Origin of the sequence: Streptomyces sp. P3, assembly GCF_003032475.1 — a bacterium.
GTDB lineage: Bacteria > Actinomycetota > Actinomycetes > Streptomycetales > Streptomycetaceae > Streptomyces.
The window spans coordinates 2892289-2915838 of sequence record NZ_CP028369.1 but is presented as its reverse complement, the minus strand read 5'-3'; the positions used below and the strand labels follow the sequence as shown (position 1 = coordinate 2915838).

15 protein-coding genes and 3 pseudogenes are annotated in these 23550 nt (G+C 70.7%); 6 read left to right on the top strand and 12 right to left on the bottom strand.

Annotation, left to right across the window (positions count from 1 at the left end; genetic code table 11):
- Positions 1-159 precede the first annotated feature (159 nt).
- The gene (locus C6376_RS13145; protein WP_107443589.1) at positions 160-804 is read right to left on the bottom strand and encodes a SurA N-terminal domain-containing protein; all 645 of its coding nucleotides are present in this window, start codon (positions 802-804) and stop codon (positions 160-162) included.
- A gap of 180 nt (positions 805-984) precedes the next feature.
- Complete coding sequence (locus C6376_RS13140) at positions 985-1815, bottom strand: glycoside hydrolase domain-containing protein (protein ID WP_107443588.1); 831 nt, start codon at positions 1813-1815, stop codon at positions 985-987.
- A gap of 257 nt (positions 1816-2072) precedes the next feature.
- On the opposite strand from C6376_RS13140, the gene C6376_RS13135 reads away from it, so the two are divergent.
- Positions 2073-2483 carry a hypothetical protein gene (locus C6376_RS13135; RefSeq protein ID WP_254075928.1) on the top strand — a complete coding sequence of 137 codons (411 nt, stop codon included), beginning with the start codon at positions 2073-2075 and terminating at the stop codon, positions 2481-2483.
- Positions 2484-2528: 45 nt separating this feature from the next.
- Here the strand turns inward: C6376_RS13135 and C6376_RS13130 are convergent.
- Positions 2529-3014, bottom strand: a pseudogene (locus C6376_RS13130) (HNH endonuclease family protein); the annotation flags it as partial.
- Between the two features lie 123 nt (positions 3015-3137).
- Here C6376_RS13130 and C6376_RS13125 point away from each other — a divergent pair.
- Genes C6376_RS13125 through C6376_RS13115 form a run of 3 tightly spaced genes read left to right on the top strand, consistent with a single transcriptional unit; the run spans position 3138 to position 7053 of the window.
- A complete protein-coding gene (locus C6376_RS13125; RefSeq protein ID WP_107443586.1) occupies positions 3138-4259 on the top strand; it encodes a tyrosine-type recombinase/integrase in 1122 nt (373 codons plus the stop codon).
- Positions 4256-6457, top strand: coding sequence for a site-specific integrase (locus tag C6376_RS13120; RefSeq protein WP_107443585.1), 2202 nt, complete (start codon positions 4256-4258; stop codon positions 6455-6457). Before C6376_RS13125 ends, C6376_RS13120 begins: the two co-directional genes overlap by 4 nt.
- The gene (locus tag C6376_RS13115; protein WP_107443584.1) at positions 6454-7053 is read left to right on the top strand and encodes a DUF6262 family protein; all 600 of its coding nucleotides are present in this window, start codon (positions 6454-6456) and stop codon (positions 7051-7053) included. Before C6376_RS13120 ends, C6376_RS13115 begins: the two co-directional genes overlap by 4 nt.
- Before the next feature lie 118 nt (positions 7054-7171).
- On the opposite strand, the gene C6376_RS13110 is transcribed toward C6376_RS13115, so the two are convergent.
- The 3 genes and pseudogenes from C6376_RS13110 to C6376_RS13100 all read right to left on the bottom strand — a co-directional run.
- Complete coding sequence (locus tag C6376_RS13110; protein WP_107448938.1) at positions 7172-8299, bottom strand: DUF6183 family protein; 1128 nt, start codon at positions 8297-8299, stop codon at positions 7172-7174.
- A 64-nt stretch (positions 8300-8363) separates the two neighbouring features.
- Positions 8364-9137, bottom strand: coding sequence for an HNH endonuclease family protein (locus C6376_RS13105; RefSeq protein WP_107443583.1), 774 nt, complete (start codon positions 9135-9137; stop codon positions 8364-8366).
- A 52-nt stretch (positions 9138-9189) separates the two neighbouring features.
- Positions 9190-9480 (bottom strand): annotated as a pseudogene (locus C6376_RS13100) (hypothetical protein); the annotation flags it as partial.
- Between the two features lie 190 nt (positions 9481-9670).
- Here C6376_RS13100 and C6376_RS13095 point away from each other — a divergent pair.
- Positions 9671-9856, top strand: a complete 186-nt coding sequence (locus C6376_RS13095) for an antitoxin (protein ID WP_107443582.1) — start codon at positions 9671-9673, stop codon at positions 9854-9856.
- A gap of 164 nt (positions 9857-10020) precedes the next feature.
- On the opposite strand, the gene mfd is transcribed toward C6376_RS13095, so the two are convergent.
- The 3 genes from mfd to C6376_RS13080 form a co-directional block, all read right to left on the bottom strand.
- Positions 10021-13554 carry a transcription-repair coupling factor gene (gene mfd, locus C6376_RS13090; protein WP_107443581.1) on the bottom strand — a complete coding sequence of 1178 codons (3534 nt, stop codon included), beginning with the start codon at positions 13552-13554 and terminating at the stop codon, positions 10021-10023.
- Positions 13555-14054: 500 nt separating this feature from the next.
- Complete coding sequence (locus C6376_RS13085; protein ID WP_107443580.1) at positions 14055-16634, bottom strand: ABC transporter permease; 2580 nt, start codon at positions 16632-16634, stop codon at positions 14055-14057.
- Positions 16631-17419: an ABC transporter ATP-binding protein gene (locus C6376_RS13080; RefSeq protein ID WP_107443579.1), complete on the bottom strand. Its 789-nt coding sequence runs from the start codon at positions 17417-17419 to the stop codon at positions 16631-16633. Before C6376_RS13080 ends, C6376_RS13085 begins: the two co-directional genes overlap by 4 nt.
- Positions 17420-17959: 540 nt before the next feature.
- Here C6376_RS13080 and C6376_RS13075 point away from each other — a divergent pair.
- A pseudogene (locus tag C6376_RS13075) lies at positions 17960-18175 on the top strand (cation acetate symporter); the annotation flags it as partial.
- A gap of 182 nt (positions 18176-18357) precedes the next feature.
- Here the strand turns inward: C6376_RS13075 and C6376_RS13070 are convergent.
- From C6376_RS13070 to C6376_RS13060, 3 genes are all read right to left on the bottom strand, one after another.
- Complete coding sequence (locus C6376_RS13070) at positions 18358-19242, bottom strand: cellulose-binding protein (protein WP_107443578.1); 885 nt, start codon at positions 19240-19242, stop codon at positions 18358-18360.
- Between the two features lie 256 nt (positions 19243-19498).
- Positions 19499-22327: an SUKH-4 family immunity protein gene (locus C6376_RS13065; protein ID WP_107443577.1), complete on the bottom strand. Its 2829-nt coding sequence runs from the start codon at positions 22325-22327 to the stop codon at positions 19499-19501.
- A gap of 8 nt (positions 22328-22335) precedes the next feature.
- Entirely contained in the window at positions 22336-23364 is a 1029-nt protein-coding gene (locus tag C6376_RS13060; protein WP_254075927.1) for an SMI1/KNR4 family protein, read from the bottom strand.
- Positions 23365-23550 lie beyond the last annotated feature (186 nt).

The window sequence follows — 23550 nt, the reverse complement described above, 5'->3', positions numbered from 1 at the left end:
GAACGTAACCCACGTCCGCCGGCGACCCCAGGAGTCGTCCACAGGGCAGGCCCGCCGGTCACACGATCACATGGTCACGTCGGCCGTGGGTGCGTCGGCCGCACCTCACGTCGATCGCACAACGTCACATGGATGGCGCGGGGGCACGTCGAAAGCAGGTCATGTCGTCTGCTTGGTCCCGGTCGCCGTGACCTCCCGCACCCACGGGGTCTTCGCGTCGACGCGGGCGACCTTCTGCTCGTCCCAGCTGCCGTAGCGCGGGTTGAGGTCGACGCCGAGGGACGTGGACGCCTTGGACAGGGCGTTCCAGAAGGCGGGCTGGCTGGTGTTCGTGCCGAGCTGGGCGGCGAGTTTCTGGGCCTCCAGCTGGAGGCGGAGGTTCTCGTCGAGGCGCTGCGCCGGGATGCCGTACTGCTGCAGCCACGCCGTCTCCAGGCCCTTCGCACCGCCCGCCTGCTGTTCCAGGCCGGTCCGCATCTCCTGGACCTCGCGGGGGGTGACCGTGATGCCCGCGTCCTCGGCGGCGCGGTGCAGCACCCGGTCGAGGACCATGCCGTGCAGGGTGTCCCGGGCGAGCCCGCCGGTCTGACCGACGGCCTGCGCGTACTGGGTGTCGTCGGTGACGGCCGCGCGCTGCGCGGCGCGCACCTCGTCCACCCGGCTCTCCAGCTGCGCGACGGTGATCCGCTGACCGCCCACGACGGCCGCCGCGCCCGGATGCGCGTCGTTGCCGCAGGCGGTGAGGAGAGGGGCCGCCGCGATCGCGGCGGACAGCAGGAGCGCGGTGCGACGACGGCGGTGCAAGGAAGCCTCCCGAGGAGATTGTGCGGCGGTGCACAAGGTCTTGCGGTGATCGATGTTAGGCAGTGGCGCGGCTGCGGCCAACCCATTCGACCAACGATTCACCAGGACTTCCGGCACCGCCGCGCCCGTCCGCGCCCGCTCGTCGGTGCGAACGGTCGGCCGGGCGGGTCCGGGACGCTCTCAGCCGACCAGGGCGACCGGCGCGTCCCAGGAGTCGCGGTCCACGGTGATCGTGTAACCGCCGCGGGTCTCCTTGCTGTTGACCAGGTACTGGTGGCCGCGGCTGTGGCCGGTGAACTGGGTGGCGCCCCACGGCCAGTCCGTGGTCGTGGTGTCCTTCTTGTCCCACAGCGCGTACCAGAGGTTGCCCGGCAGGTCCGTCTTGTTCGTCGCGGTGGCGATCGCCTTGGCGCTGGAGCTGCTGAACCCGTAGTAGCCGGCCCGGTACGTCTTGGCGCGCAGCGTCTTGCTGAAGGAGCGGACGTAGGCCAGCACGGCGTCGTTGCACGACTTGTTCGTGATGTCGTACGCCTCCATGTCGAGGTAGACCGGGCTGCCCGCCTTCATGCCGAGAGCGGACGCCTTGGTGACGGCGTCCGCCGCGTCGGTCGCGCCCAGGGAGGTGGCCGTGGAGGCGGTGATCTTCTCGGGGCTGGAGCCGGTCTGGCACGGCGGTTGCGCGCCCACGTAGAGGGGGATGAGCTTCCAGCCGAGCGTGTTGACCGACTTCACCCAGGACGCGGTCAGGTTGGGCTGCGCGCAACCGCGGTTCTTGCCGCCGATGTAGACGGCGGCGCCCCCGTAGTAACCGTCGGTCTTCCACGCCTTCATCGCGGCAAGCGAAGGCGCGGTGCAGGCGTCGAAGGCGCGCCCGGTGTACGTCTTCTGGGCGGGCCAGACGGTGGCCGCCATCGAGGTCTGAGCCGCTATCCCGGCCCCCGCGAGGACGGCCGCGCCGGCGACGCCCCACGTGATGTATCTGCGCTTCCTGGACTGCCGGTGCTCGGCCATGCCATCCCCACCCCATCGTTCGTCTGTGCGTACGGTGGCCTCGCTGCCGCGGCCGTGTCGTACATGCGTCTCCCCTTGACCAGTACGACGATACGGTGTCGACTCGACGTCCGGGCACCGGAGGCGGATGGCACCGTAACCCGCGGCGCCCCCGCGAACGGGAAACGGGGCATCCGCATCGCCACAAGATTCACTTACGTCACGGTAAAGAAGCAGTGGCCTGACGTGGGCCGCCCATGTCCTACCCTTGCTCCCTGGTGACCTTGGGGGGCGACATGACGATGCCGACGACGACCGTGACCGGCACGGTGAGACGGCTGGAGGGCGGCTGGTTCGAGAGGCTCGCCTGGGTGCTGCTGGTGTGGCTCTCGCTGGGCTTCCTGGCGTGGGTGCCGTTCCTCTACGTGGGGATCCGTCGCGGCCTGTCCTCGGACTGGGCGGCCTTCGGCTCGTTCGCGCTGTACGAGGTGGCGATCGTGACGTGCACGGTGGCCTCCGACAACGACGACTCGGACGCCTTCTTCGGCGGCATGTTCCTCATCACCCTGCTGATGGCGACGGGCATGCTGCTGTTCGCGATGTTCGACAAGAAGGCGCCGGCGACGGCTCCGGCGTACGGAACGGGCCACCCGAACCCGTACCAGCAGGGGTACCCGTACGGCCGGTAGCCGTGCGGCCGCCGGCCGTGAACCGGTTGCCGATTCCTGCTGCGCTCACCCCGCGTGGAAGCGGTCCGGAGCCTTGGTCGGGTTGCCCCCGACGGGCAGTCGCTGCCCGGGGCAGGCCGACAGCACCTTCTCCATCGCGGACTTCTCCGCCGCGGTGACCCACAGCTGGTACTTCTTCTTCACGGCGACCTGCGCCGCGACGTACGTGCAGCGGTAGGCCTTGTTGGGCGGCACCCATGTCGCCGTGTCACCGTCCCCCTTGGAACGGTTGGTGCTCGCGTCGACGGCCAGCAGGTTGAGCGGGTCGTTGGCGAGCGCTATCCGCTTGGCGGCGTCCCAGTACTTGGCGCCCTTCTGCCAGGCGTCCGAGAGGGCGACGACATGGTCGATGTCGACCTTGCTGCTGCCGCGCCGGTAGGTCACGGTCTTCCCCGAGTACGGATCCGACTCCAGGATCCCGGCGGACACCTTGCAGACGCCGCCGGTGAACTTCACCTTCTCCAGATCCCGCTTGAGGATGTCGTCGCGAGTTATCTCTATCTCCCTCCTCAACGCGATGCACATGAGGCACAGCCGTAACCCAGTCCTGTCCCTCGCCGTTATCAGTCACGCCATGAGGCACATGAGTGACATCGGAGACAGGAAGTAAATCCCATGACGTTACACACAGAGAAGGCCGTATCGCCCACCACCGGCGACATCACCTGGCTCCTGGTCGACGAGGAGACGTACGCGCCTCATCCCGAGGCCCGCGAGTTCTCCCTGTATCTGCGCGGAGCCGGTCGATCGCCACAGACACAGCGCGCGTACATCCCCAGAATCGGCCGCTTCCTCAACTGGTGCGCGGATCGAGGCATCGACTGGAGGACCGTCCGGCTCGGGGACTTGAGTCTGTTCAAGTTCTACGTCGAACGGACACCGACCCAGTACGGGCGGCCTCCGTCCGGCAAGACGGTCAACGCCACACTCACCGCGGTGTGCGAGTTCCTCCGCTACTGCGCGGTCCAGGGACATGTGGATCACGAGGTCGCGGCGCGTCTCAGCGAGCCGCGCTTCCTCGCCCACGCCCCGGTCGGCTTCGATCCTGGCGAGGGCGGCCAGCACCTGATGGTCAAAGCCCGCGTCCTGAAGGCGCCGGAGATCGAGCGGGCACCACAGACGCTCACCGGCGTCCAGACGGAGCAGGTCATCGACGCCGCTCACACTGCGCGTGACCGGCTGCTGCTGACCGTCCTGGTGGAAGCGGGCCTCCGTATCGGCGAAGCCCTCGGACTGCGGCGCGAGGACATGCATCTGCTCCCCGACTCCACGCACCTCGGCTGCCGGACAGGTGGCGCCCACCTGCACGTCCGCCCCCGCCAGAACAACGAGAACGGGGCACGTGCGAAGGCCGGCCGGCACCGTGCAGTGCCCCTCGCTCAGACCGCCGTTCACCGGTACCGCGAGTATCTGGCCGAGCGGGAAGATGTACCCGGAGCGGCAGGCTGTGACTACGTATTCGTGAATCTCGTCGGCGGCTGGGCGGGCCGTCCGATGTCGTACTCGAACGCGAAACAGGTCATCGAGCGCATCGGTGACCGTTGCGGCCTGCGCGCCCGGCCGCACATGATGCGGCACACAGCGGCAACCCGCTGGATCCGCAGCGGCGTGGCGCCCGATGTCGTACAGACCTTGCTGGGGCATGCGTCGTCGGCCAGCACGGCTGTCTATCTCCACGCTCAGGACGAGGACCTTCGATCGGCCGTCGACAGCCTCACCCTGGAAATCGCGCGATGACATCGAGCACCGCCCTCGTCACGGTCCCCTCGCCCTCAACCGCGCTCACCGCCTGGTCCGCCTGCCTCGCAGAACGCCTCGCTTCCGGTTGGCGAACGACTGAATGGGATCCGGCCAAGGCACTGTTCACAGCTGATCCAGACAATCCGACGACCCACGTGTTCACCTGCGTGGTCGCGGCTTGCTCGACGCACGTCGGAAGTAATGGAAGTCGCTGCGACGCCTGCCGCAAGGCCCGTCTGCTCAGGGGAAACCCTGCGAACTTCGACACGACGTACGCCCCGGTGGTGGCTCGTCGACGGCCGAACGTCACGGACGGAGTGAAGCCGGGGGTCTCCCAGTTCTCTCTGGCACGGGTTTCGCCGGCCGTGCGACACGAGATTCTGTATGGGCTTCAACAACGCGACGACGCCGGAATCAGCCTCGTCCCTCAACGCATGCGCCGCATCGTGGCCAGCCTCCCGCAGGAGCTCGACTCCCTCCTGAGCCTTGACTCCGGCTTCTCCTCCGAACTCCCCGCTGCTGCCAGAGGCGTTCTCAATAGCGTCCTCCTTCACATCCGATGTGCCCGGGCCGAGTTCGAAGGCGCCGACCCCACCTCGGGCGACGTCTGGGAATGCGCGCTGGTGGGCCTCACTGCAGGTCGGGGCAGGAAGTACAAAGCCGTTCATGGTGTGATCGATTTCCGGCCCGTACGACAGACGTGGCTGCGGGAACTCGTCAAGGAGTACGGGCGCGCTACACGACCCGATGTTCTGGAGCTGAGGCAGACCGTGTACGCCGCGACAATCGCGTCGGCCGCGCTGTCTCAACGCCCCGAGGGGGACGACCCTGATCGGCTGTCGATGGCGGACATGAACGCCGTAGTGGACCACTTCCGCATCACCAAACGCCCCGAGGACGGGCACGACCACTCGACGAGCCACAGGCGAGCACTGCTGCGACGCTGGCGGGCGTTCCTGGAGTTCGCCCGGCAAGCCGGGATGATGGACCACATCCCCGGCGGGTTCGCCGTGAATCCCCGCTTTCACACCATCGCGGCGATCGAGGTGACTGAGGACGACATCGGCCGGGCAGTTCCCGAGCATGTCATCGCCCAACTCGATGCGCACATCGATCTGCTGGGCACTTCCACGGCCTACGAAAACGGCGGTTGGAGCACTGCTGACTTCGCCCGCATGTACCAGGTGGTCTACACAGTCCTGAGGGACACAGGTCGCCGACCGGGCGAGGTCACCAGCCTACGGCGAGACTGCCTGGAGTGGATCGACGGCAAACCGACGCTGATCTACGACAACCACAAACGGCGCCGACATGGCCGCCGCCTGCCGCTCTCCGAGAGCACCGCCCGGGAGATCGAGGCTTGGCAGAAGGAACTGGAGGCTCTCCCTCCGGTACCGGCCTGCACCCAGTGGCTGTTCCCCTCCCCCGGTCAACGCAACCGCCCCCGCCGTCGCCACCTCACCTCGGCACAGTTCTGCAGTCGCATCTTCCGCATCTGGGTCGACGAGCTCATCCCCAGCATCTGGGACGAGCGCCTGGACAACAACGGCGAACCACTCGCATACGACCGCACCAAGATCGTTCCCTACGGCTTCCGCCACGCCTACGCCCAGCGCCACGCGGACGCCGGAACCCGGCCGGACGTCCTCCGGGAACTCATGGATCACCGGTCGCTGGACGTCACCATGGGGTACTACAAGGTCTCCCTCAGCCGGAAACAGGAAGCCGTGCGGACGGTCGCGGCACTCGCCGTCGACCGGCACGGAGAATCCCGTGGCTTCAGCGACCCACTGGCCTACGAAGTGGAGAGCGTCGCGGTTCCCTACGGCGGCTGCACCGAACCGAGCAACGTCAAGGCCGGAGGGGGGCACTGCCGCATCCGCTTCCAGTGCGCCGGATGCGACTTCTACCGGCCCGATCCCTCCTACCTACCGGCCCTGGAACAGCAGATCGCGGACCTGCGGGCCGACAAGGAGGCCGCTCTGGCGATGGAGACCGCGGACTGGGTCGTCCGCAATCTCGACGACCAGATCCGTGCGTATTCGAAGTCGGCCGACGAGATGCGGAGGAAGCTCAACGCGCTGCCTCCCGAGGAGCGGGCCGTCGTCGAATCCGCCTCGCGCGAGCTGCGCAAGGCCCGATCCGCAGCGGCCTTCGTCCCCTTGCAGGCACTGACGACACGGAGCCCCGAATGAAAAGTCCCGCCCCTTCCGGCAGCAATGACCGGAACGCACGGGTCGAGCGCCTGCGCGCCAGCCGTGCCAAAGACAGCGAGGAGAAGACCAGGCGGGCGATCGATGCAGTGGACGGCCTTCTCCGCTCGGGACGGCGCATCACCGTCAGCCAGGTGGCGCGGGACGCGGCGGTGTCCCCGTGGTTCGTCTACAACCAGCCCCAGGTGCACCAAGCCGTTCAGGACGGCATCATCGCTCAGCGAGAACACGTACGCCAGGACCCCTCGGTTCCGGCGGCGCGACAGGTGTCTCCTGCCGGGCTGCGGACGGACCTCGCCCTGGCACGCGAAGAGATCAAGGATCTCAAGAGGGAACGCGACCGGCTCCTGAACCGGGTTCGGCTGTCTCTCGGTGCCGAGTTGGACGGAGTGGACCAGAACGAGCTGATCCAGCGGGTGCAACAACTGGAGCAGCGGAACACCGCCCTGAACGAGGAATTGTCAGAGGCCAGGGAGCGGATCGCCGCCCTGGAGGGCCGCCTGCGTGAGACGGAAGACGATCTCACGGCCGCACGGGCCAGTCTCCGCCGCGCCATGCGGGCCGTTCCGTCCCCGTAGCCCGCTCTGCACGACCGCGTCTCGGGGCTGTCCGACCGGCTCCCATGCCGTCAGCCGGACAGCCACGAGGAACGTCTGCCCAGTGGTCAAGCTTCACCGAGGCAATTGCGGGGCTTGCTCAGTCGGTGTCCGTCGCGGCCAACACGGCAAGTCGTCGTCCGTCCAGAGAGACCGAGGCCAGGCCGATGTCCCAGGCCACGCGCTCGAACCACTTGGTGTCGACGTCGAAGCCGTACCAGGCACACTCCCGTACACGTGCCTCGACCACCTCGGCAGGGACACCCTCCGTGGCCCCGGCGAGGCAGGCCAGGGACTGCCACGCGGCCAGTCGGCCGTAGGCACCGCGAGCACCGGAGTTGTAGGCCCCTCCCGAGGAGGCGGCGGCAAAGAGCACCCGCCATGCCTGGTCTGGCGGACAGACCACGACCGAGAAGGCAGTCTTTCTCCCCGAATCCTTCAGGCACTCCAGCCCCAACGCCAGCAACGCGCTCGGTACCGATTCGATGTCCAGAGAAGCTGCCAGGGCGAAGACTCGTGCCTCGACCCGGCCGTTCGAGTCCTCTGCCCAGTTCGCCACGGCCGCGCTGATGCCCTTGGCAACAGCAGGGGTCGTCGTCTCCTCGACCGGCGGCACGTGCGCCCCGCGTTCGACCGCCACGCGACCGTTCTCCGACGGGCCGTACGGCATCGAATGGCTGCTGCCCCGGGTGCTGTAGCTCGGCAGATCCGGCTGCCCCTCCACGTCCGACAACGCCAACGGCAGCCATCCCAGCGGATGGTGCTTCCAGTGCGGCGACGTCGCCCACCCTGCGATCCCCGGCGTCTCCGCGACTGCGACGCCCCTGAGCACGAGCTCATGGACCAGGCAGGCACGCAGTTCCTCAGAGGCGTTCCCGGTGAACGCCGCGGCGAGTTCCTCTGCCGGTTGGCTGGAGGCCAGCAACGAGGCTGCGTAGCGGTCCAGCTTCCTGTCGGCGGCCTCCACCGAGGAAACCAGCCGCAGCGCCTGGGCGACGTTCCCGGGGCCGGGGGTGGTGGCCAGCAGCCGGAGCAGGTGGTCGAAAACGCTCCTGTACTGCCAGATCGGCCTGGGGTCGGAGCCGTAGGTCCCGGCGAGCGCGATGCCGAGGTCCGCGAGGAAGGCAGCGTCCCCCTCCGCGAGACTACGGTCGGCCACCTTCCAGAGGTCGGTGACGCTCTTCAAACCCGGCAGCTTCGTCACGATCTTCTCTATGCGATCAGCCACGGCATGGAGCGTACGCATCCGGCAGCCCTGGATCGAACGCGTTTCCTCAGGCCGCAGGACGCTGTCAGCCCTGGCACTGCTTCAGCATCATCGCCTTGTCCGCCATCGTCACCGGCATCTCGTACTTGACGGCGACCTGGGCGAACCTGACCGCGTACGCGCACCTGATCTGCTTGTTCGGCGGCAGCCAGGAGGCGGGTCCGGAATCGCCCTTGGCGCTGTTGGCGCGCCCCTCGACCGGGATCAGATTGAGCACGTCGTTCGCGAGCTGCTTGCGCTTGCTCACCGGCCAGCGCGAAGAGCCCATCTGCCAGCTGTACGACAACGGCACCACATGGTCTATCTGTACCTCGGACGCCTTCGCCTTGCGCCATTCGATGGTCGTCCCGGTGTACGGATCGTGCAGCGTCATCGCGGTGACCACACAGTCGGAGCCGGCTCGGAGGCGGAGGTTCTGACCGTCGCGGTGGATGAGATCGTTTCGCGTGTCACATCCGTTCCTCGCGAGCGGCACTCCGTCGGCCGTGTCCATCCAGGCATAGCCGAACTTGTCCCGGGCGTAGCCCGTCTTGGGCCCCCGCCCCTTGGTGGAAACCTCCTCTATGAGCTTGCGGGCGGCAGCCTGGTCCGCGTCCGTCGTCACGGGTGCGAGTCCCGGTTTCGTACCGTCCGGATTGTTGAGCGGACTGACCGCCCGTCCATCCGGTGCAGCGGGCCCCGATCCGGTCGAGGAGGCGCCTTCGTCGAGACCTTCGCATCCCGAGACAAGGAGCGCGGCGGCGGCTGCCACCACTGCGACGCGAAGGAATCGTGTGTTGCCAGCGCCCCTGTGCCTCATGTCCCTCTCAATGAGCACAACCCACCACTCCCCCTATGAACTGCGCAAACGGCTCGATCGCTCGGCGAAGCATAGAGATAACGCGAGTGTCGCAGGAGTTGGAGTCGGTGTCCGCCCAGGCGGAACCGAACTGCTCGCGGTCGTAACCGGTCTTGGGGGCGCGGCCCTTCACCGGCAGCGACTCGGCCGCCGCGAGGGCCGCCCCGCCGCCCGCCTTTCCGGCGCCCGCCGTGGCGCCCGCGCCGCCGGAGCCCGCGCCGGAGGTCTGTTCCTTGCAGCCCGCCGCCGTCACGGCGCACACCAACGCGACGGCGACCGCCGCCCCACCCCTCAGACGCCTCACGCGCCCCTCCCCTGCCTGGCCGCTACCCACCCCGCACAGGGCGGATTCCCCTGGCGCGGACTGGCACACACCCTAGCGAGGGGCGTTCGGAGGCAGCCGGGAGGTCCAGACCACAACGGCCCCAAGTGGGCATCTCGTACATCACGGGAATATCGTCGGTGGAGAGTCACCTCCGGGAAGGGAGCTCTGCATGGGCATCTTCGACAGGTTCAAGAGCAACAAGGCGGCACAGCACAAAGCCAGGGACATGTCCGACGCCGCGGAGCGGCGGGTCAACGAGAAGACGGGCAACAAGTACGAGTCCCAGGTCGACTCCGGGCAGCAGCAGCTGCACGAGCGCATGGGGATGGACGAGGACCGGCCCGAGAACCCGTAGCCGGGAACCCTTCCGGGACCCCTCCGATCGCCCCGGGGCTGTCCGCAAGCCCGAGGCGACCGTCCGCAGGTGTGACGCGACCGTCCGCGGAGCAGGCCGCTCCGCGGACGGTGTCACGTCGGCGCCGCCCCCGCCGCGGCCGGGGCTTCAGCCCGAGGAGCAGGTCAAGAGCCGAGCACCGTCGCCAGGAACTCGCCCACCCAGCCGAGGAGTTCCCGTCCGACCAGCGGCTTGCCGCCGACCTTCGCGGTCTTCGGGCGGGGTACGAGGACCTGGTGCGCGGCGGGCTTGATGACGGAACCCGGGTACAGCCGCTTCAGGCGCAGTTCCTGCGACTCGCGCAACTCCACCGGCGCGAAGCGGATGTTGGCGCCCTGGAGCACGATCTCGCCGACGCCGCACGCGCGTGCCAGCATCCGCAGTCCCGCCACCAGCAGCAGGTTCTCCACCGGCTCGGGCAACTTGCCGTACCGGTCGACGAGTTCCTCACGGACCGCCCGGACGTCGTCCTCCGAGTTGGCGGAGGCGATGGCCCGGTAGGCCTGCAGGCGCAGCCGCTCGCCCGGCGCGTAGTCGTGCGGGACGTGCGCGTCGACCGGCAGCTCGATCTTGACCTCGAGCGGCGGCTCCTCCTCGATCTCGCCGGTCTCCAGCTGACGCCGGTAGTCCGCGACGGCCTCGCCGACCATCCGCACGTACAGGTCGAAGCCGACGCCCGCGATATGGCCGGACTGCTCGCCGCCGAGCAGGTTGCCCGCGCCGCGGATCTCCAGGTCCTTCATCGCCACGTACATGCCCGCGCCCATCTCGGTGTGCTGGGCGATGGTGGCGAGCCGCTCGTGGGCGGTCTCCGTGAGCGGCTTCTCCGGCGGATAGAGGAAGTAGGCGTAGCCGCGCTCCCTGCCCCGGCCCACCCGGCCGCGCAACTGGTGCAGCTGGGACAGGCCGAAGGTGTCGCCGCGCTCCACGATCAGCGTGTTGGCGTTGGAGATGTCGATGCCGGACTCGACGATCGTCGTCGAGACGAGCACGTCGAACTTCTTCTCCCAGAAGTCGACGACGACCTGCTCCAGCGCCGACTCCGACATCTGGCCGTGCGCGGTGGCGATGCGCGCCTCGGGGACGATCTCGCGCAGTCGCGCGGCCGCCCGGTCGATCGACTCGACCCGGTTGTGGATGTAGAAGACCTGGCCCTCGCGCAGCAGTTCGCGGCGGACGGCGGCGCCGATCTGCTTCTGCTCGTAGGGGCCGACGAAGGTGAGCACCGGGTGGCGCTCCTCCGGGGGCGTGGTGATCGTCGACATCTCGCGGATGCCCGTCACCGCCATCTCCAGGGTCCTCGGGATCGGGGTGGCCGACATCGTCAGGACGTCCACGTTCGCGCGGAGCTTCTTCAGCTGCTCCTTGTGCTCGACGCCGAAGCGCTGCTCCTCGTCGACGATGACCAGTCCGAGGTCCTTGAACTTCGTCTCGGAGGAGAACAGCCGGTGGGTGCCGATGACGACGTCCACGGAACCCTCGCGCAGTCCCTCCAGGGTGGCCTTCGCCTCCGCGTCCGTCTGGAAGCGGGAGAGGGCGCGGACCTTCACCGGGAACTGCGCGTACCGCTCGCTGAACGTGCCGAAGTGCTGCTGCACCAGCAGCGTCGTCGGCACGAGGACGGCGACCTGCTTGCCGTCCTGGACGGCCTTGAAGGCGGCGCGCACCGCGATCTCCGTCTTGCCGTAGCCGACGTCGCCGCAGATCAGGCGGTCCATGGGGACCGTCTTCTCCATGTCGTCCTTGACCTCGGCGATGGTGGTGAGCTGGTCGGGCGTCTCCGCGTAGGGGAAGGCGTCCTCCAGTTCGCGCTGCCAGGGGGTGTCGGTGCCGAAGGCGTGGCCGGGGGCCGCCATCCGCGCGCTGTACAGCTTGATCAGGTCGGCGGCGATCTCCTTGACGGCCTTCTTCGCGCGCGCCTTGGTCTTGGTCCAGTCGGCGCCGCCGAGCCGGTGCAGCGTGGGCGCCTCGCCGCCGACGTACTTGGTGATCTGTTCCAGCTGGTCGGTGGGGATGTAGAGGCGGTCGCCGGGCTGGCCGCGCTTGGCGGGCGCGTACTCCACGACCAGGTACTCACGCGTGGCGCTCTGGACGGTGCGCTGCACCATCTCGATGTAGCGGCCCACGCCGTGCTGCTCGTGGACGATGTAGTCGCCGGCCTCCAGGGTGAGCGGGTCGATGGTCTTGCGGCGGCGCGCGGGCATGCGCGCGCCGTCCTTGCCGGCCGCCTTCTGGCCGGTCAGGTCGGTCTCGGTGAGGACGGCGAGGCGCAGCGCGTGGTCGACGAACCCGTAGTCGATCGAGCCGCAGGAGACGTGCACGACGGAGGGGCTCAGCCCGGTCAGGTCGCCGTCGAGACGGGCTGCGACGCCCTCGCCGCCGAGCACCTCGACCGTGCGGGCGGCCGGGCCGTGCGCCTCGGTGACGAAGGCGACACGCCAGCCGTCGGCCAGCCAGCCCTTGGTGTCCGCGAGGGCCTTCGCGGTGTCGCCGCGGTAGGTCTCGGGTGCGTGCATGCCGAGCTTCAGCGTGGCGTCGTCCAGTTCGTCGTCGGCCGCGAACGGCGACACCGACCACCACATCATGTCCAGCTCGCGCGCGTGTTCGCGCACGTCGGCGATCGACCACAGGGAGGCCGCGCCGACGTCGATGGGCGCCTCGCCGCCTCCGGCCGTCGCCGCCCAGGAGGCCTGCAGGAACTCGTGCGAGGTGGCCACCAGGTCGGCCGCACGCGTGCGCACCCGCTCCGGGTCGCAGACGACGGCCATCGCGCCCTTGGGCAGGACGTCGATCAGCAGCTCCATGTCGTCGACGAGCACCGGGGCCAGGGACTCCATGCCCTCGACCGCGATGCCCTCAGCGATCTTCCCGAGCAGTTCGCCCAGCTCGGGGTGCTGTTCGGCGAGGACGCCCGCACGGGTGCGCACGTCGTCCGTCAGCAGCAGTTCACGGCAGGGCGGGGCCCACAGGCCGTGCTCGGCGACCTCCAGGGAGCGCTGGTCGGCGACCTTGAAGTAGCGGATCTCCTCGACGTCGTCGCCCCAGAACTCGACGCGCAGCGGGTGTTCCTCGGTGGGCGGGAACACGTCCAGGATGCCGCCGCGGACGGCGAACTCGCCGCGCTTCTCGACGAGTTCCACGCGCGCGTAGGCGGCTGCGGCGAGCGCTTCGACGATCTCGTCCAGGTCGGCGGTCCCACCGGAGCGCAGCGCCACCGGTTCCAGGTCGCCGAGTCCCTTGACCTGCGGCTGGAGCACCGAGCGGACGGGTGCGACGACCACCGAGACGGGGCCGGTCTCCGGGTCGTCGGGGCGCGGGTGGGCCAGCCGGCGCAGCACGGCGAGGCGGCGGCCCACGGTGTCGCTGCGCGGGCTGAGGCGCTCGTGCGGGAGCGTCTCCCAGGAGGGGTACTCGACGACGCCGTCCGGCGGGAGCAGCGAGCGCAGGGCGGCGGCGAGGTCCTCGGCCTCGCGGCCGGTGGCCGTCACCGCGAGCACGGTGCGGCCGGTCTCGCGGGCGAGGGCGGCGATCGCGAAGGGGCGGGCCGCCGGAGGACCGACCAGGTCGACGTGCATGCGGTTGCCGTCGGCGGCCGCGGGGATGGCTTCCGCGAGGGCGGCGTCCTTGACGACGGCGTCGAGCAGACCGTGCAGGCTCATGAAGGGCTTTCCGTCGAGGGCCCGGGCACGTCCGTTTCTCGCGGGATGTCTCTCGCGGTGACACGGGTGCGCCGGGTCCGGGGTGGGCAACGCGAAGGGCCCGACGCGTGTCACGGGCCGGGGGTGTCCAGGGTACGACGGGGCGGGGCCGTTCGCCGGGGGCTGTGGACAACCTCGGGTGCCGGTGTGGGGCGATGACCGGATCCTTTCGGCCGCACGGCCTTCCCGGCCCGACCGGTCCTTCCGCCCCACGGCCTTCCCGGCCCGCCCGGCCCTTCCCGTCCCACGGCCTTCCCGGCTCCGATCCTTCCCGCCCCGCGGTCCCTTCGCCCCGCGCCCGCGGAGGCTTTTCGCCCGCAGGACCGCATGTTCCCGGCCCGCCTCGCCGGACCCCGTGCCCCGCGGAGGGGCGCCGGCGCCGGCGGACGGGCCGGGAACATGCGGGAGCCCGGCATCGAGAAGACCCCCGTCCTTCTCGATGCCGGGCCGTTCGGGGAAGGCTAGTCCGTCGCGATCGCGTTGAGGACGTTCATACGGCCCGCGCGGAACGCCGGGATCAGCGCCGCGAACAGGCCCACGAACGCGGAGCCGATGAACACGCCAATGATGGTCGGCCACGGGATGTCGAGGACGTCCAGGCCCTGCAGGGCGAGGAGCTGCTGGGCGGTCGCGCCCCAGCCCATGCCCAGCCCGAGGCCGAGCAGAGCGCCGAACAGGGCGATGACGACCGACTCCATGCGGATCATGCGGCGCAGCTGGCGGCGGGAGAGACCGATCGCCCGCATCAGGCCGATCTCCCTGGTGCGCTCCACCACCGACAGGGCCAGGGTGTTCACCACGCCGAGGACGGCGACGATGATCGCGAGGGCGAGCAGGCCGTAGATCAGGTTCAGCAGCTGACCGATCTGGTCCTTCAGCTCCTGCTTGTAGTCGGTCTGGTCGCGCACGACGTACTGCGGGTAGTCGTGCAGCGCCGACTTCAGGGCCGTGTACGCGGCGTCCTGCTGCCCTTCCTTCGCCGAGGCGAAGACCAGCTGGTCCAGCGGCACCTTGTCGGCCGGGACGTACTTCTTGAGGGTGGCGATGGAGGTGTACATCGCGCCCTTGTCGATGACGCCGTCGCTGCTGGTGATGGCACGGACCGTGAGCCGGGCGGTGGATCCGTCCTTGAAGGCCACGGAGATCTGGGAGCCGAGCTTGATCCGGTGGTCCTCGGCGAACTTCTCGTGGACGGACATGGAGTCGGGCCGGTAGGCGTCGGCGAGCCGGCCGGCGACGGTCTCGACGCGCAGGTCGGTCGCGTAGGTCGGGTCGGCCGCCGTGATCGACGTGTCGTCGAGGGTCTTGCCGTCGGGGGTGGTGAAGTCGGCCCGGGTCCCCTTGTACTCGGTGACCCGCTCCAGAGCCGGGACCGACTTGACGGCCGTCACCGCGTCGGCGGTCATGCGCTGGCCCTTGTCGCTCTGGATGATGAAGTCCGTGCCGACGCTTTTGTCGAGTTCCTCGGTGGCCGAGGCGACCATGGACGAGCCGACCACCGACAGGCAGGCGACCAGCGCGAGGCCGATCATGAGGGCCGCGCCGGTGGCGCCGGTGCGGCGCGGGTTGCGCAGCGCGTTGCGCTCCGCCATCCGTCCGACCGGGCCGAACGCCCTCAGCAGGACCGCGCCCAGCACCCGCACCACGCCGCCGGCCAGCAGCGGGCCGATCACCACGAAGCCGATCAGGCTCAGCACCACGCCGAGGCCCAGCCACATCGAGCCCTCGGCGGCCTTGTCGGCGACGGAGGCGAGGTAGAGGCCCGCGCCGCCGCCGACGGTGAGCAGCAGACCGACGACGGCCCGTACGACGCCCGCCTTGGCGTCGGCCGGGGCGCCCGCGTCGCGCAGCGCGGCCATCGGGGAGACCTTGCCTGCGCGGCGGGCCGGGAGGTAGGCCGCCAGCACCGTGACGACGATGCCGAGGACCATGCCGACCACCGGGGTCGTCCAGGCGACCGTCAGGTCGTCGGTGGAGAGGTTCATGCCGGTCATGCTCATGAGCTTCATCAGGCCGACGGCGATGCCGACACCCGCGCCGACGCCGAGGACGGAGCCGACCACGCCCAGGAGCAGGGCCTCCGCGAGCACGGACCGGTTGACCTGCTTGCGGCTGGAGCCGATGGCCCGCAGCAGGCCGATCTCACGGGTGCGCTGCGCGACCAGCATCGAGAAGGTGTTGATGATCAGGAAGATGCCGACGAGGAAGGCGATCCCGGCGAAGCCGAGCATCGCGTACTTCATCACGTCCAGGAAGCTGCCGACGTCCTCGCGGTTGGCGTCCGCGGTCTCCTTGGCGGTCTGCACCTTGTAGTCGGCGCCGATCCCGGCCGCCACGTTCTTCTTCAGCTGTTCGTCGCTGACCCCGGCCGCGGCCGTGACGTTGACGTTCGTGTAGACGTTCGACTCGCCGACCAGCGCCTTCTGGGCGGTCGCGGTGTCCAGGTAGAAGATCGCCGCGCCGGGGTTGGTGACCTGGAAGGCGGCGATGCCGGAGATCTTCGCGGTGTGCGTGCCGACCGCGGTGATCACGCCGATCTCGTCGCCGAGCTTCAGGTGGTGCTTGTCGGCGGTGTCCTCGTCGACCATGACCTGGTCGGAACCCTTGGGCGCCGCGCCTTCGGTGATCTTCATGGTGCGGGCTTCGTTGGCGTTCCAGCCGCCGACGATGGTGGGCGCGCCGCTGGACGGCGACAGGCTGTCCTTGTCGGCGTCGACGACGGTCGCCGCGCTGGTGAAGACCGAGCCCTCCGCGGACTTCACGCCCTGCACCCTGCGGACCCGGTCGAGCACGGAGGCCGGCATGACCGGCGGCTTGCCGTTGTCGGCGGTCGTCTCACCGGTGTCCGAGGCGCCCTTCGCGCTCACCGTCACATCGGAGGAGGTGGCGGCGAAGAGCTTGTCGAACGTCGTGTTCATCGTGTCGGTGAACACGAGCGTCCCGCAGACGAACGCCACGGACAGCAGGACCGCCACGGCCGACAGGGCCATGCGTCCCTTGTGCGCGAAGAAGTTGCGCATGGAGGTCTTCAGCACGGTCATGACGTACGCCCCCGCGCGTCGAAGTCCTTCATGCGGTCGAGGACGGTCTCGGCGGTCGGCTTGAACATCTCGTCGACGATCCTGCCGTCCGCGAGGTACAGCACCCGGTCCGCGTAGGAGGCGGCCACCGGGTCGTGCGTGACCATCACGATGGTCTGGCCCAGGTCGTCCACCGAGCGGCGCAGGAAGCCCAGGACCTCGGCGCCGGCGCGCGAGTCGAGGTTTCCGGTGGGCTCGTCCCCGAAGATGATCTCCGGGCGGGCGGCGAGGGCGCGGGCCACCGCGACACGCTGCTGCTGACCGCCGGAGAGCTGGGTGGGACGGTGCTTGAGGCGGTCGGCGAGCCCCACGGTCTCCACGACCTGGCTCAGCCACGCCCTGTCGGGCTTGCGGCCGGCTATGTCCATGGGCAGCGTGATGTTCTCGAGCGCGTTCAGGGTGGGCAGCAGGTTGAACGCCTGGAAGATGAACCCGATCCGGTCCCGGCGCAGCTTGGTGAGCTTCTTGTCCTTCAGCCCGGTGATCTCGGTCTCGTCCAGGTAGATCTGGCCCGACGAGACGGTGTCGAGACCGGCGAGGCAGTGCATCAGCGTGGACTTGCCGGACCCCGAGGGGCCCATGATCGCGGTGAACTGGCCACGGGTGATGTCCACGTCGACGTGGTCGAGGGCGACGACCCGGGTCTCCCCGGACCCGTACGCCTTGACGACCTGTCGCGCTCGCGCGGCAACGGCCGTACGCCCTCCAGTGCCCCCGTGCCTGGGAATGGTCACAGCCGAAGTCACGGTCAGTCTCCTCAGTCGAAAATCTGCGGTGGACGAGCGCTTCGCCCCCGGTGTCGCCGGATGGTGTGCCGGCGACGCCGGACGGTGAAGCGCCACGTCGAGAAGTGTGTCTGCGGGAGGTGGGCCCGCGCGCTGGTGCCCGGGCCCGTCTTCCCGGGGGGTTAACCCCACCCCCCGTGGGTGGGGTTGGCCGCCCCGCCGGTCCCCGTCCGCCCCCCGTCGACGGCGTAAAGCCAGGTTAAGGACGGCGCAGGGGGGTTCTCCTCCTCCGCCGGAACGAACCCGCCCCCGGCCGTAGTACGGAGAGACCCTTAGGGGCTGTCCACCGCCAGGTGGAGAGACACTCGGGGGTCTCTCCACCCTCGGCCCCACCCAGGCTGGGCCCTCCCGTCGCGTGAGGATCAAGTGGAAAGCGGGGTTCCGACAGATGGATGCAAGGGGCACGCAGACGCTCGGGGACGCGAGGGCCCACGGCCACGCGGAGGACGCGAGGGCCACCGCGTCGTCATCCGCTCGGGAGGCGGCAATCGCGGGCGCGCGAACCTGGTCTCCGGCTCGCCCGTGTCCGCCTTCCCCGAGACCGACTTCGACTGGTTCCCGTTCACCTCCACCGGCATCGTCACCCTCCCGCTGGGCTTGGCCCTCGGCCGGCCGGGGAGGGTGCTCTCGGGCCGCCGCAAGGCGGAGCAACAGCACTGCCGGTACGAGGAGGTGGAGGGCCGGGTCCCGGCGGGCGCCGTCCGCAGGGGCCACTGACACCACGACCGACGCCCCCTCACGCGCGCGGGTGCCACGAACGAGCACACAGGCGGTCGGACGGGCTGTCGGGCGGAAGGACGGGCGGGCGGGCCGAAGGGCGGGGGCCCGAAGGGCGGGGGGAAGGACGATCCGCCCGCCGGGCGGGCTGCCGGGCTTTCGGGCGGGCTGCCGGGCGAACGTCAGTCGACCGCGCGGCCGGTGAGGGCGGTCAAGCTGTTGCGGACGTGATCCATGTGCGCCTGGACGTCCTCCCCGCGCGTGGCGTGCTCCCGCAGGACGCGCTCCGTCTCCCGCTCGGTGCGCTCCTCCCGGGCGCGCGCCTCGGTGAGGATGCCGGCCGCACGCGTGTGTGCCTCCTCCTGACCGCGGCGGGCCGACTCCTCGGCCTCGGCGAACGCCTGCTTCGCCGCGGACAGCGCCGCCTCGGCGCGCGCCACCGCGTCCGCGTGCCGCGCGTCGAGGCCGGCGGCCTGCTCGGCGGCCTCGTGCTCCACCGCGGCCCACCGCTCGGCATGCTCCTTGTGCTGCTCGTCGAGCATCGCGGCGGTGCGCTGCCGCACCTCGCGCAGGGCGGCCAGCGCCTCGCCCCGGTACTCCTTCACCTCGCGGCGCGCGCCGATGCGGATCTCGTCGGCCTCGGCGCGCGCCGCGAGCAGCAGCCGACGCGCGCACTCCTCGGCCTCCTCGCGCAGCGCGTCCGCCTCCTCCTGCGCCGCCCCACGCGCGTGGAGGGCGCACGTCCGGGCGTGTGCGACCTCGTCCGCCGCCGCACGCCGCGCACACGCGCGAACGTCCTCCGCCTCTTCGGTCGCGAGCTGGAGAACGCGCTGCGCACGCTCTCCCAGCACCTCGTAGGTCTGCGGCGCGAGCCCCGTCACGACCTCGCGCAACCGCTCGGCCTCCTCCTCCGTCTGCCGGGCGAGGACGGTGAGCCGCGCGGCCCGCTCCCACGCCGCGTCCCGGTCGGCGCAGAGCGCTGCCGTGTACGCCTCTACCTGCTCAGGGCGGTAGCCGCGACCGCGAACGGTCACGAACCCCGGCGGTGACACCGATGCGCTGCTCATCCTTGAACCCCTCGCCACCCGACGGACACGACATGATGATTTCGCGCATATCTTGATGTATCGGGTGTAAGTGTTCATAACGCGACACTCCGCGTTCAGGTCACGCCGACGGTCGGCACCACCGCGGGCCTCACCCGGACACGACAAGACCGGACCCGGTCTTCCGACCGGGCCCGGCCCGTTCTCCGCCCTACGCGTCAGGTCCGGCGCCGTTGCCTGCGCCCGCGCCCGCGCCCGCGGGTTCAGTGACCACCCGTCACAGCAGTCCGTCCCACATCTGCTCCAGCAGCACCGACCACCAGCTCTCCGGCGAACCGAGCGCCGCCGGGTCGAGCGAGGCCAGCTGGGCCTGGAAGTCGACGGTCCAGCGGCCCGCCTGCTCCTGGTTCAGACCGAACCGCAGCCGCCACATCCGCCCCAGCAGCGCCAGACAGCGCGCGAACTCCGGCAGCCCCGTGTTCACGAACTGCGGCGGCACCGGAGCACCGCCCAGACCTGCCTCCACCGGCACCGCGACGATGTTCGCCGTCCCGTACTGCACGCAGATCGCCTTGCCGAAGTCGCTGCCCATGACGAGGTACGAACCCGCGTCCGAGGCCGGCTGCACACCGCGCTCCGCCGCCAGCTCCGCCAGCGTCGGCACCGGCCGCCCCGGCTGGGCCTGCGCCCAGAAGAACGGCCCCATGTCCGCCGGCAGACCCGCCACCACCAGGGTGTGCGCCACCACCGGCGGCACACCCTGCCGGGACACCGCCGCCTGCTCGAACCGGAACACCGCCGGCCCGAACACCGCCGCCAGCTCCTGCCCGATCGCCTCCGGCGGCACCGGCGGCACCGGCGGCACCGCGGTCAGCGGCGCCCGCACCGGCCCCGGACGCGCGGGACCGTCCGCCACCTGGTGCAACTCGCCCTGATGCGCCAACAACTGCTGCATGCCCTGCTGCCGGCTCGCGTGATCCGTGCCGTACGGCGCGATGCTCGTGATCCGCGCCTGCGGCCACTGCTCGCGGATCATCCGCGCACAGTAGGCACCCGGCAGCTCACACGACTCCAGCTCCGTGTGCAGCTCGAGCACCTGGTCCGGCGGCACGTTCATCGCCCGGAGCTCGTGGAAGATCTGCCACTCCGGGTGCGGGGTGCCCGGCGCCGAACGCCGGATCAGCTGCTGCTCCGAACCGTCCTGCGCCCGGAAGCGCAGCACGGCCTGATAGCCGGGCCCGACCGTCGGCAGCCCCTGCTGCTGCGGGTACCCGTACGACGGCGGCTGCCCCGGTACCGGCCCGCCCGGCGGCGGCATCGCGCCCGGCGGCATCGGCGGCTGCGGCATCGGCGGCCGCGGGACGCCCGGAGCCATCCCGGGAGGCCCCGGCGGCACACCGGGAGCACCACCCGGGAAACCGGGAGCACCAGGCGCCCCGGGGACCCCGTGCGCCCCGGGAGCCTGCGGCGGCGGGGGCGCGCCCGGCCCGCCCGCCGACGGGCCGGCCAGCATCGTCGCGGCATGGTGGACAGCGCCCTGTCCGCCGCCCGCCGAGCCGTTCCCGCCCGGAGCGCCCGGAGCGCCAGGGGCGGCACCCGGAACCTGCGGCGCGCCGGGGGCACCGGGTGCGCCATGGGCCCCCGGCGGATGCGGAGCGGCGCCCGGACCCATCCGACCCGGGTCGGCGAACATCGTCGCGGCGTGATGGACCGCGCCGGGAGGCGTCCCCCCGGGCGGGTTCGGCGCACCGGGCACCTGCGGCGCGGCGGGAGCACCGGGAGCCGCCGGGCCACCCGGAGCACCCGGCTCCAGGGCCGAGATCAGCTGTGTCGGCACGTAGCCGCCCGCCGGAGTGCCCGGCACACCCGGGCCGGACGGCGCGGCCGGCGGCGGAGGCGTGCCGCCCGGCCGCGCGCCCGGCGCTCCGGGGACGCCCGGCGGAGGCGGAGGGGCTCCCGCACCGCGGTTGCGGCGCGGAGGCGGCGCGGCCTTGCTGGTCGCCGCGTCGGCGATGTCACCGGCGTTCGGCGCGAGCGGCCGCGCCGGAGCCCCCGGACCGGCCTGCGGCTGCGGAGCCCCCGCAGCACCTGGGGCACCTGGGGCACCCACACCCTGCGGATAGCCGTACGACGATCCGGGCGGACCCGCCGGCGGAGGCGTCGGACCCGCCGGCGGAGGCGTCGCGGACGGTCCGGCCGACCCGCTCCCGGACGTCTGCCGCACACCCTGCTCGCCCGGCGCACCCGAATCACCGAGCGCGGGGGCGACCGCCGTCGGCGGAAGCTGACTGCCACCGGACATCAACGCCGTCTTGGCGTCCGGCGCGGCCGTCGGAGGCCCCGCCTCCTCGTCGTCGGACCCGCTCAGCGGCGGCGCGAACACGGTCGCCGGCAGCGGTACCGAACGGTCGTCACCGGCGTCGGCGTTGGTGTCCGTCCCCGCCCACGGCGTCGCGCCGGCCGGAGCGGCAACCGGAGCAGCCGCCGCCGGACCCGTCGGCACCCCGGCCTGTGTCTCGGGCAGCCGGCTCCCCGGCACACCGCCCTGCGTCCGAGGCAGCGACGGATCACCACCGACACCCGCACCCGCACCCGCACCCGCACCCGCACCCGCACCGAACGAGCCCGCACCCGCGCCCGACGACGCTCCCGAACCCGACCCGGCGCCGGAAGCCGCCCCGGACGTCGACGCGGCGTCCCCGGACCCCGAACCGGACTCCCGCCGGTCGGGAATCCCCAGCTTGTCCGCCGCCTCCTGCAACCACTCCGGCGGCGACAACAGGAACGACGTCTGATTCAGATCCACCCGCGCCGCGGGCGCCGGCACCGCGTCCGCAGGACCCTCCGGACGGCCGTACTCCTCCTCGTACCGGCGAATCACCTCGCCCACCGGCACCGAAGGCCACAACGTGGCCTCCCCGCTGTCCCGGGCGATCACCAGCCGCTGTGCGCCCCCGTCCGAACGCGGGCCCTCCGCACGGTCCTCGGCCCACACCACGAACCCGAGCTCGAACTCCCGCACCCGCACCTCACGGTGCTGATACGCCGGCACATCCCCGTTGACCCACTCCTCGGCGCGCTCCTGCGCCTGCGCGAACGTCACCATCGTCCAGCTCACTCCCCCGCCGAAGACGCCGAAGACGCCGGCACCGCCCGCGCGAACCCGCCGTCCACCATCAGATTCGCCACCGTCGCCAACTCCGGCGGATTGCCCGCCAACCGCGACAGGAAGACGTCGAAGTCCTCACCGCACGGCAACAACAACCGCTCCATCCGCTCCGCCGGCGACCACCCGGGATCCACGTCCCGCACATCGTCGTACGAGCAGAACCACACCGAACCGGCCCGCTCGCCCCGCACCTTCACGGCCAGCAACCCGCCCTGCACGAAACCGACGCTCAGATAGTCCTTCGTCAGATGGTCCCGCAGACACTTGTTCACATACACCAGGTCGTTGACCGCCGCCTCGTCACGCACCGTGAAGAACGGCTGATCCACCAGCAGGCCCAGCTCCGCGTCCAGCGCCGCGCCCACCGGCGCACACCCGCCCGCCGCCTTCAGGAACGACCGGTACGCCCCCGGCAGCCGATACCCCAGGTCCTCCTCCACCCCCTGCACCTGCTGCTCCGACACCGCCACACCCGACTTCGGCAGACCGAAATGCGCCGGACGCGTCTCCTGCAACGGCCGCGTCCCCCGCTTCGCCTGGTCCACCAACGCCGTCGACACCCCACCGTGATGCCGCAGCAACGCCTTCACCTCGACCGGAACCAACTCCAGCCGCCGCGAACCCACCACGTGATGCCACGTCCAGCCGTGCGGAGTCGCCACCGCCGGCACCGTGTCCCACAACTCGTGCCCCGAAGCCGCCGACGCCGCGTTCGCCGACACGTAGTCCGTCAACCGCAACTCGTCCACGCCGAAGCCCTCCGGCGGATCCGCGATCTCCGCGGCCGCCCGCGCATACGGCGAGAAGTCCGGATAACCCCGCTCGTCCACCCGCACACCCCTCGGGTGCCGCGCGGCCCGGACCGGATCCGGGAAATGCACGACCTGCCCGGCGTAGGCCGCGTTCGGCGGCGTGCCCTGTCCCCCCACCTGGCGGCCGGGAGGCGCCCCCAGCCCGAGCCGACCTGTCGTCATGGCGGTTTGCCCCCTGCGGCACTCTGTACGGCCCGCGACAGCCGGTTCCGCTTCCGGACCCGACCCGCCACGACCCGTATCGACTGTCTCCAACGATCTCCGACGCGCGTCAACCGCGCGCTCACGGTGCGACAGCCTATGCGGTACGACGACAGCGGTCACCGGCCCTCCACTTCCGTGACCAGC

What these genes read in the sequence shown, in the direction of transcription:
- mfd (WP_107443581.1), bottom strand. Translation starts at nt 13,554, where the DNA reads ATGAGCCTGCACGGTCTGCTCGACGCCGTCGTCAAGGACGCCGCCCTC.
- C6376_RS13125 (WP_107443586.1), top strand. Translation starts at nt 3,138, where the DNA reads ATGACGTTACACACAGAGAAGGCCGTATCGCCCACCACCGGCGACATC.
- C6376_RS13060 (WP_254075927.1), bottom strand. Translation starts at nt 23,364, where the DNA reads ATGACGACAGGTCGGCTCGGGCTGGGGGCGCCTCCCGGCCGCCAGGTG.
- C6376_RS13120 (WP_107443585.1), top strand. Translation starts at nt 4,256, where the DNA reads ATGACATCGAGCACCGCCCTCGTCACGGTCCCCTCGCCCTCAACCGCG.
- C6376_RS13070 (WP_107443578.1), bottom strand. Translation starts at nt 19,242, where the DNA reads ATGAGCAGCGCATCGGTGTCACCGCCGGGGTTCGTGACCGTTCGCGGT.
- C6376_RS13065 (WP_107443577.1), bottom strand. Translation starts at nt 22,327, where the DNA reads ATGGTGACGTTCGCGCAGGCGCAGGAGCGCGCCGAGGAGTGGGTCAAC.
- C6376_RS13095 (WP_107443582.1), top strand. Translation starts at nt 9,671, where the DNA reads ATGGGCATCTTCGACAGGTTCAAGAGCAACAAGGCGGCACAGCACAAA.
- C6376_RS13085 (WP_107443580.1), bottom strand. Translation starts at nt 16,634, where the DNA reads ATGACCGTGCTGAAGACCTCCATGCGCAACTTCTTCGCGCACAAGGGA.
- C6376_RS13105 (WP_107443583.1), bottom strand. Translation starts at nt 9,137, where the DNA reads ATGAGGCACAGGGGCGCTGGCAACACACGATTCCTTCGCGTCGCAGTG.
- C6376_RS13140 (WP_107443588.1), bottom strand. Translation starts at nt 1,815, where the DNA reads ATGGCCGAGCACCGGCAGTCCAGGAAGCGCAGATACATCACGTGGGGC.
- C6376_RS13115 (WP_107443584.1), top strand. Translation starts at nt 6,454, where the DNA reads ATGAAAAGTCCCGCCCCTTCCGGCAGCAATGACCGGAACGCACGGGTC.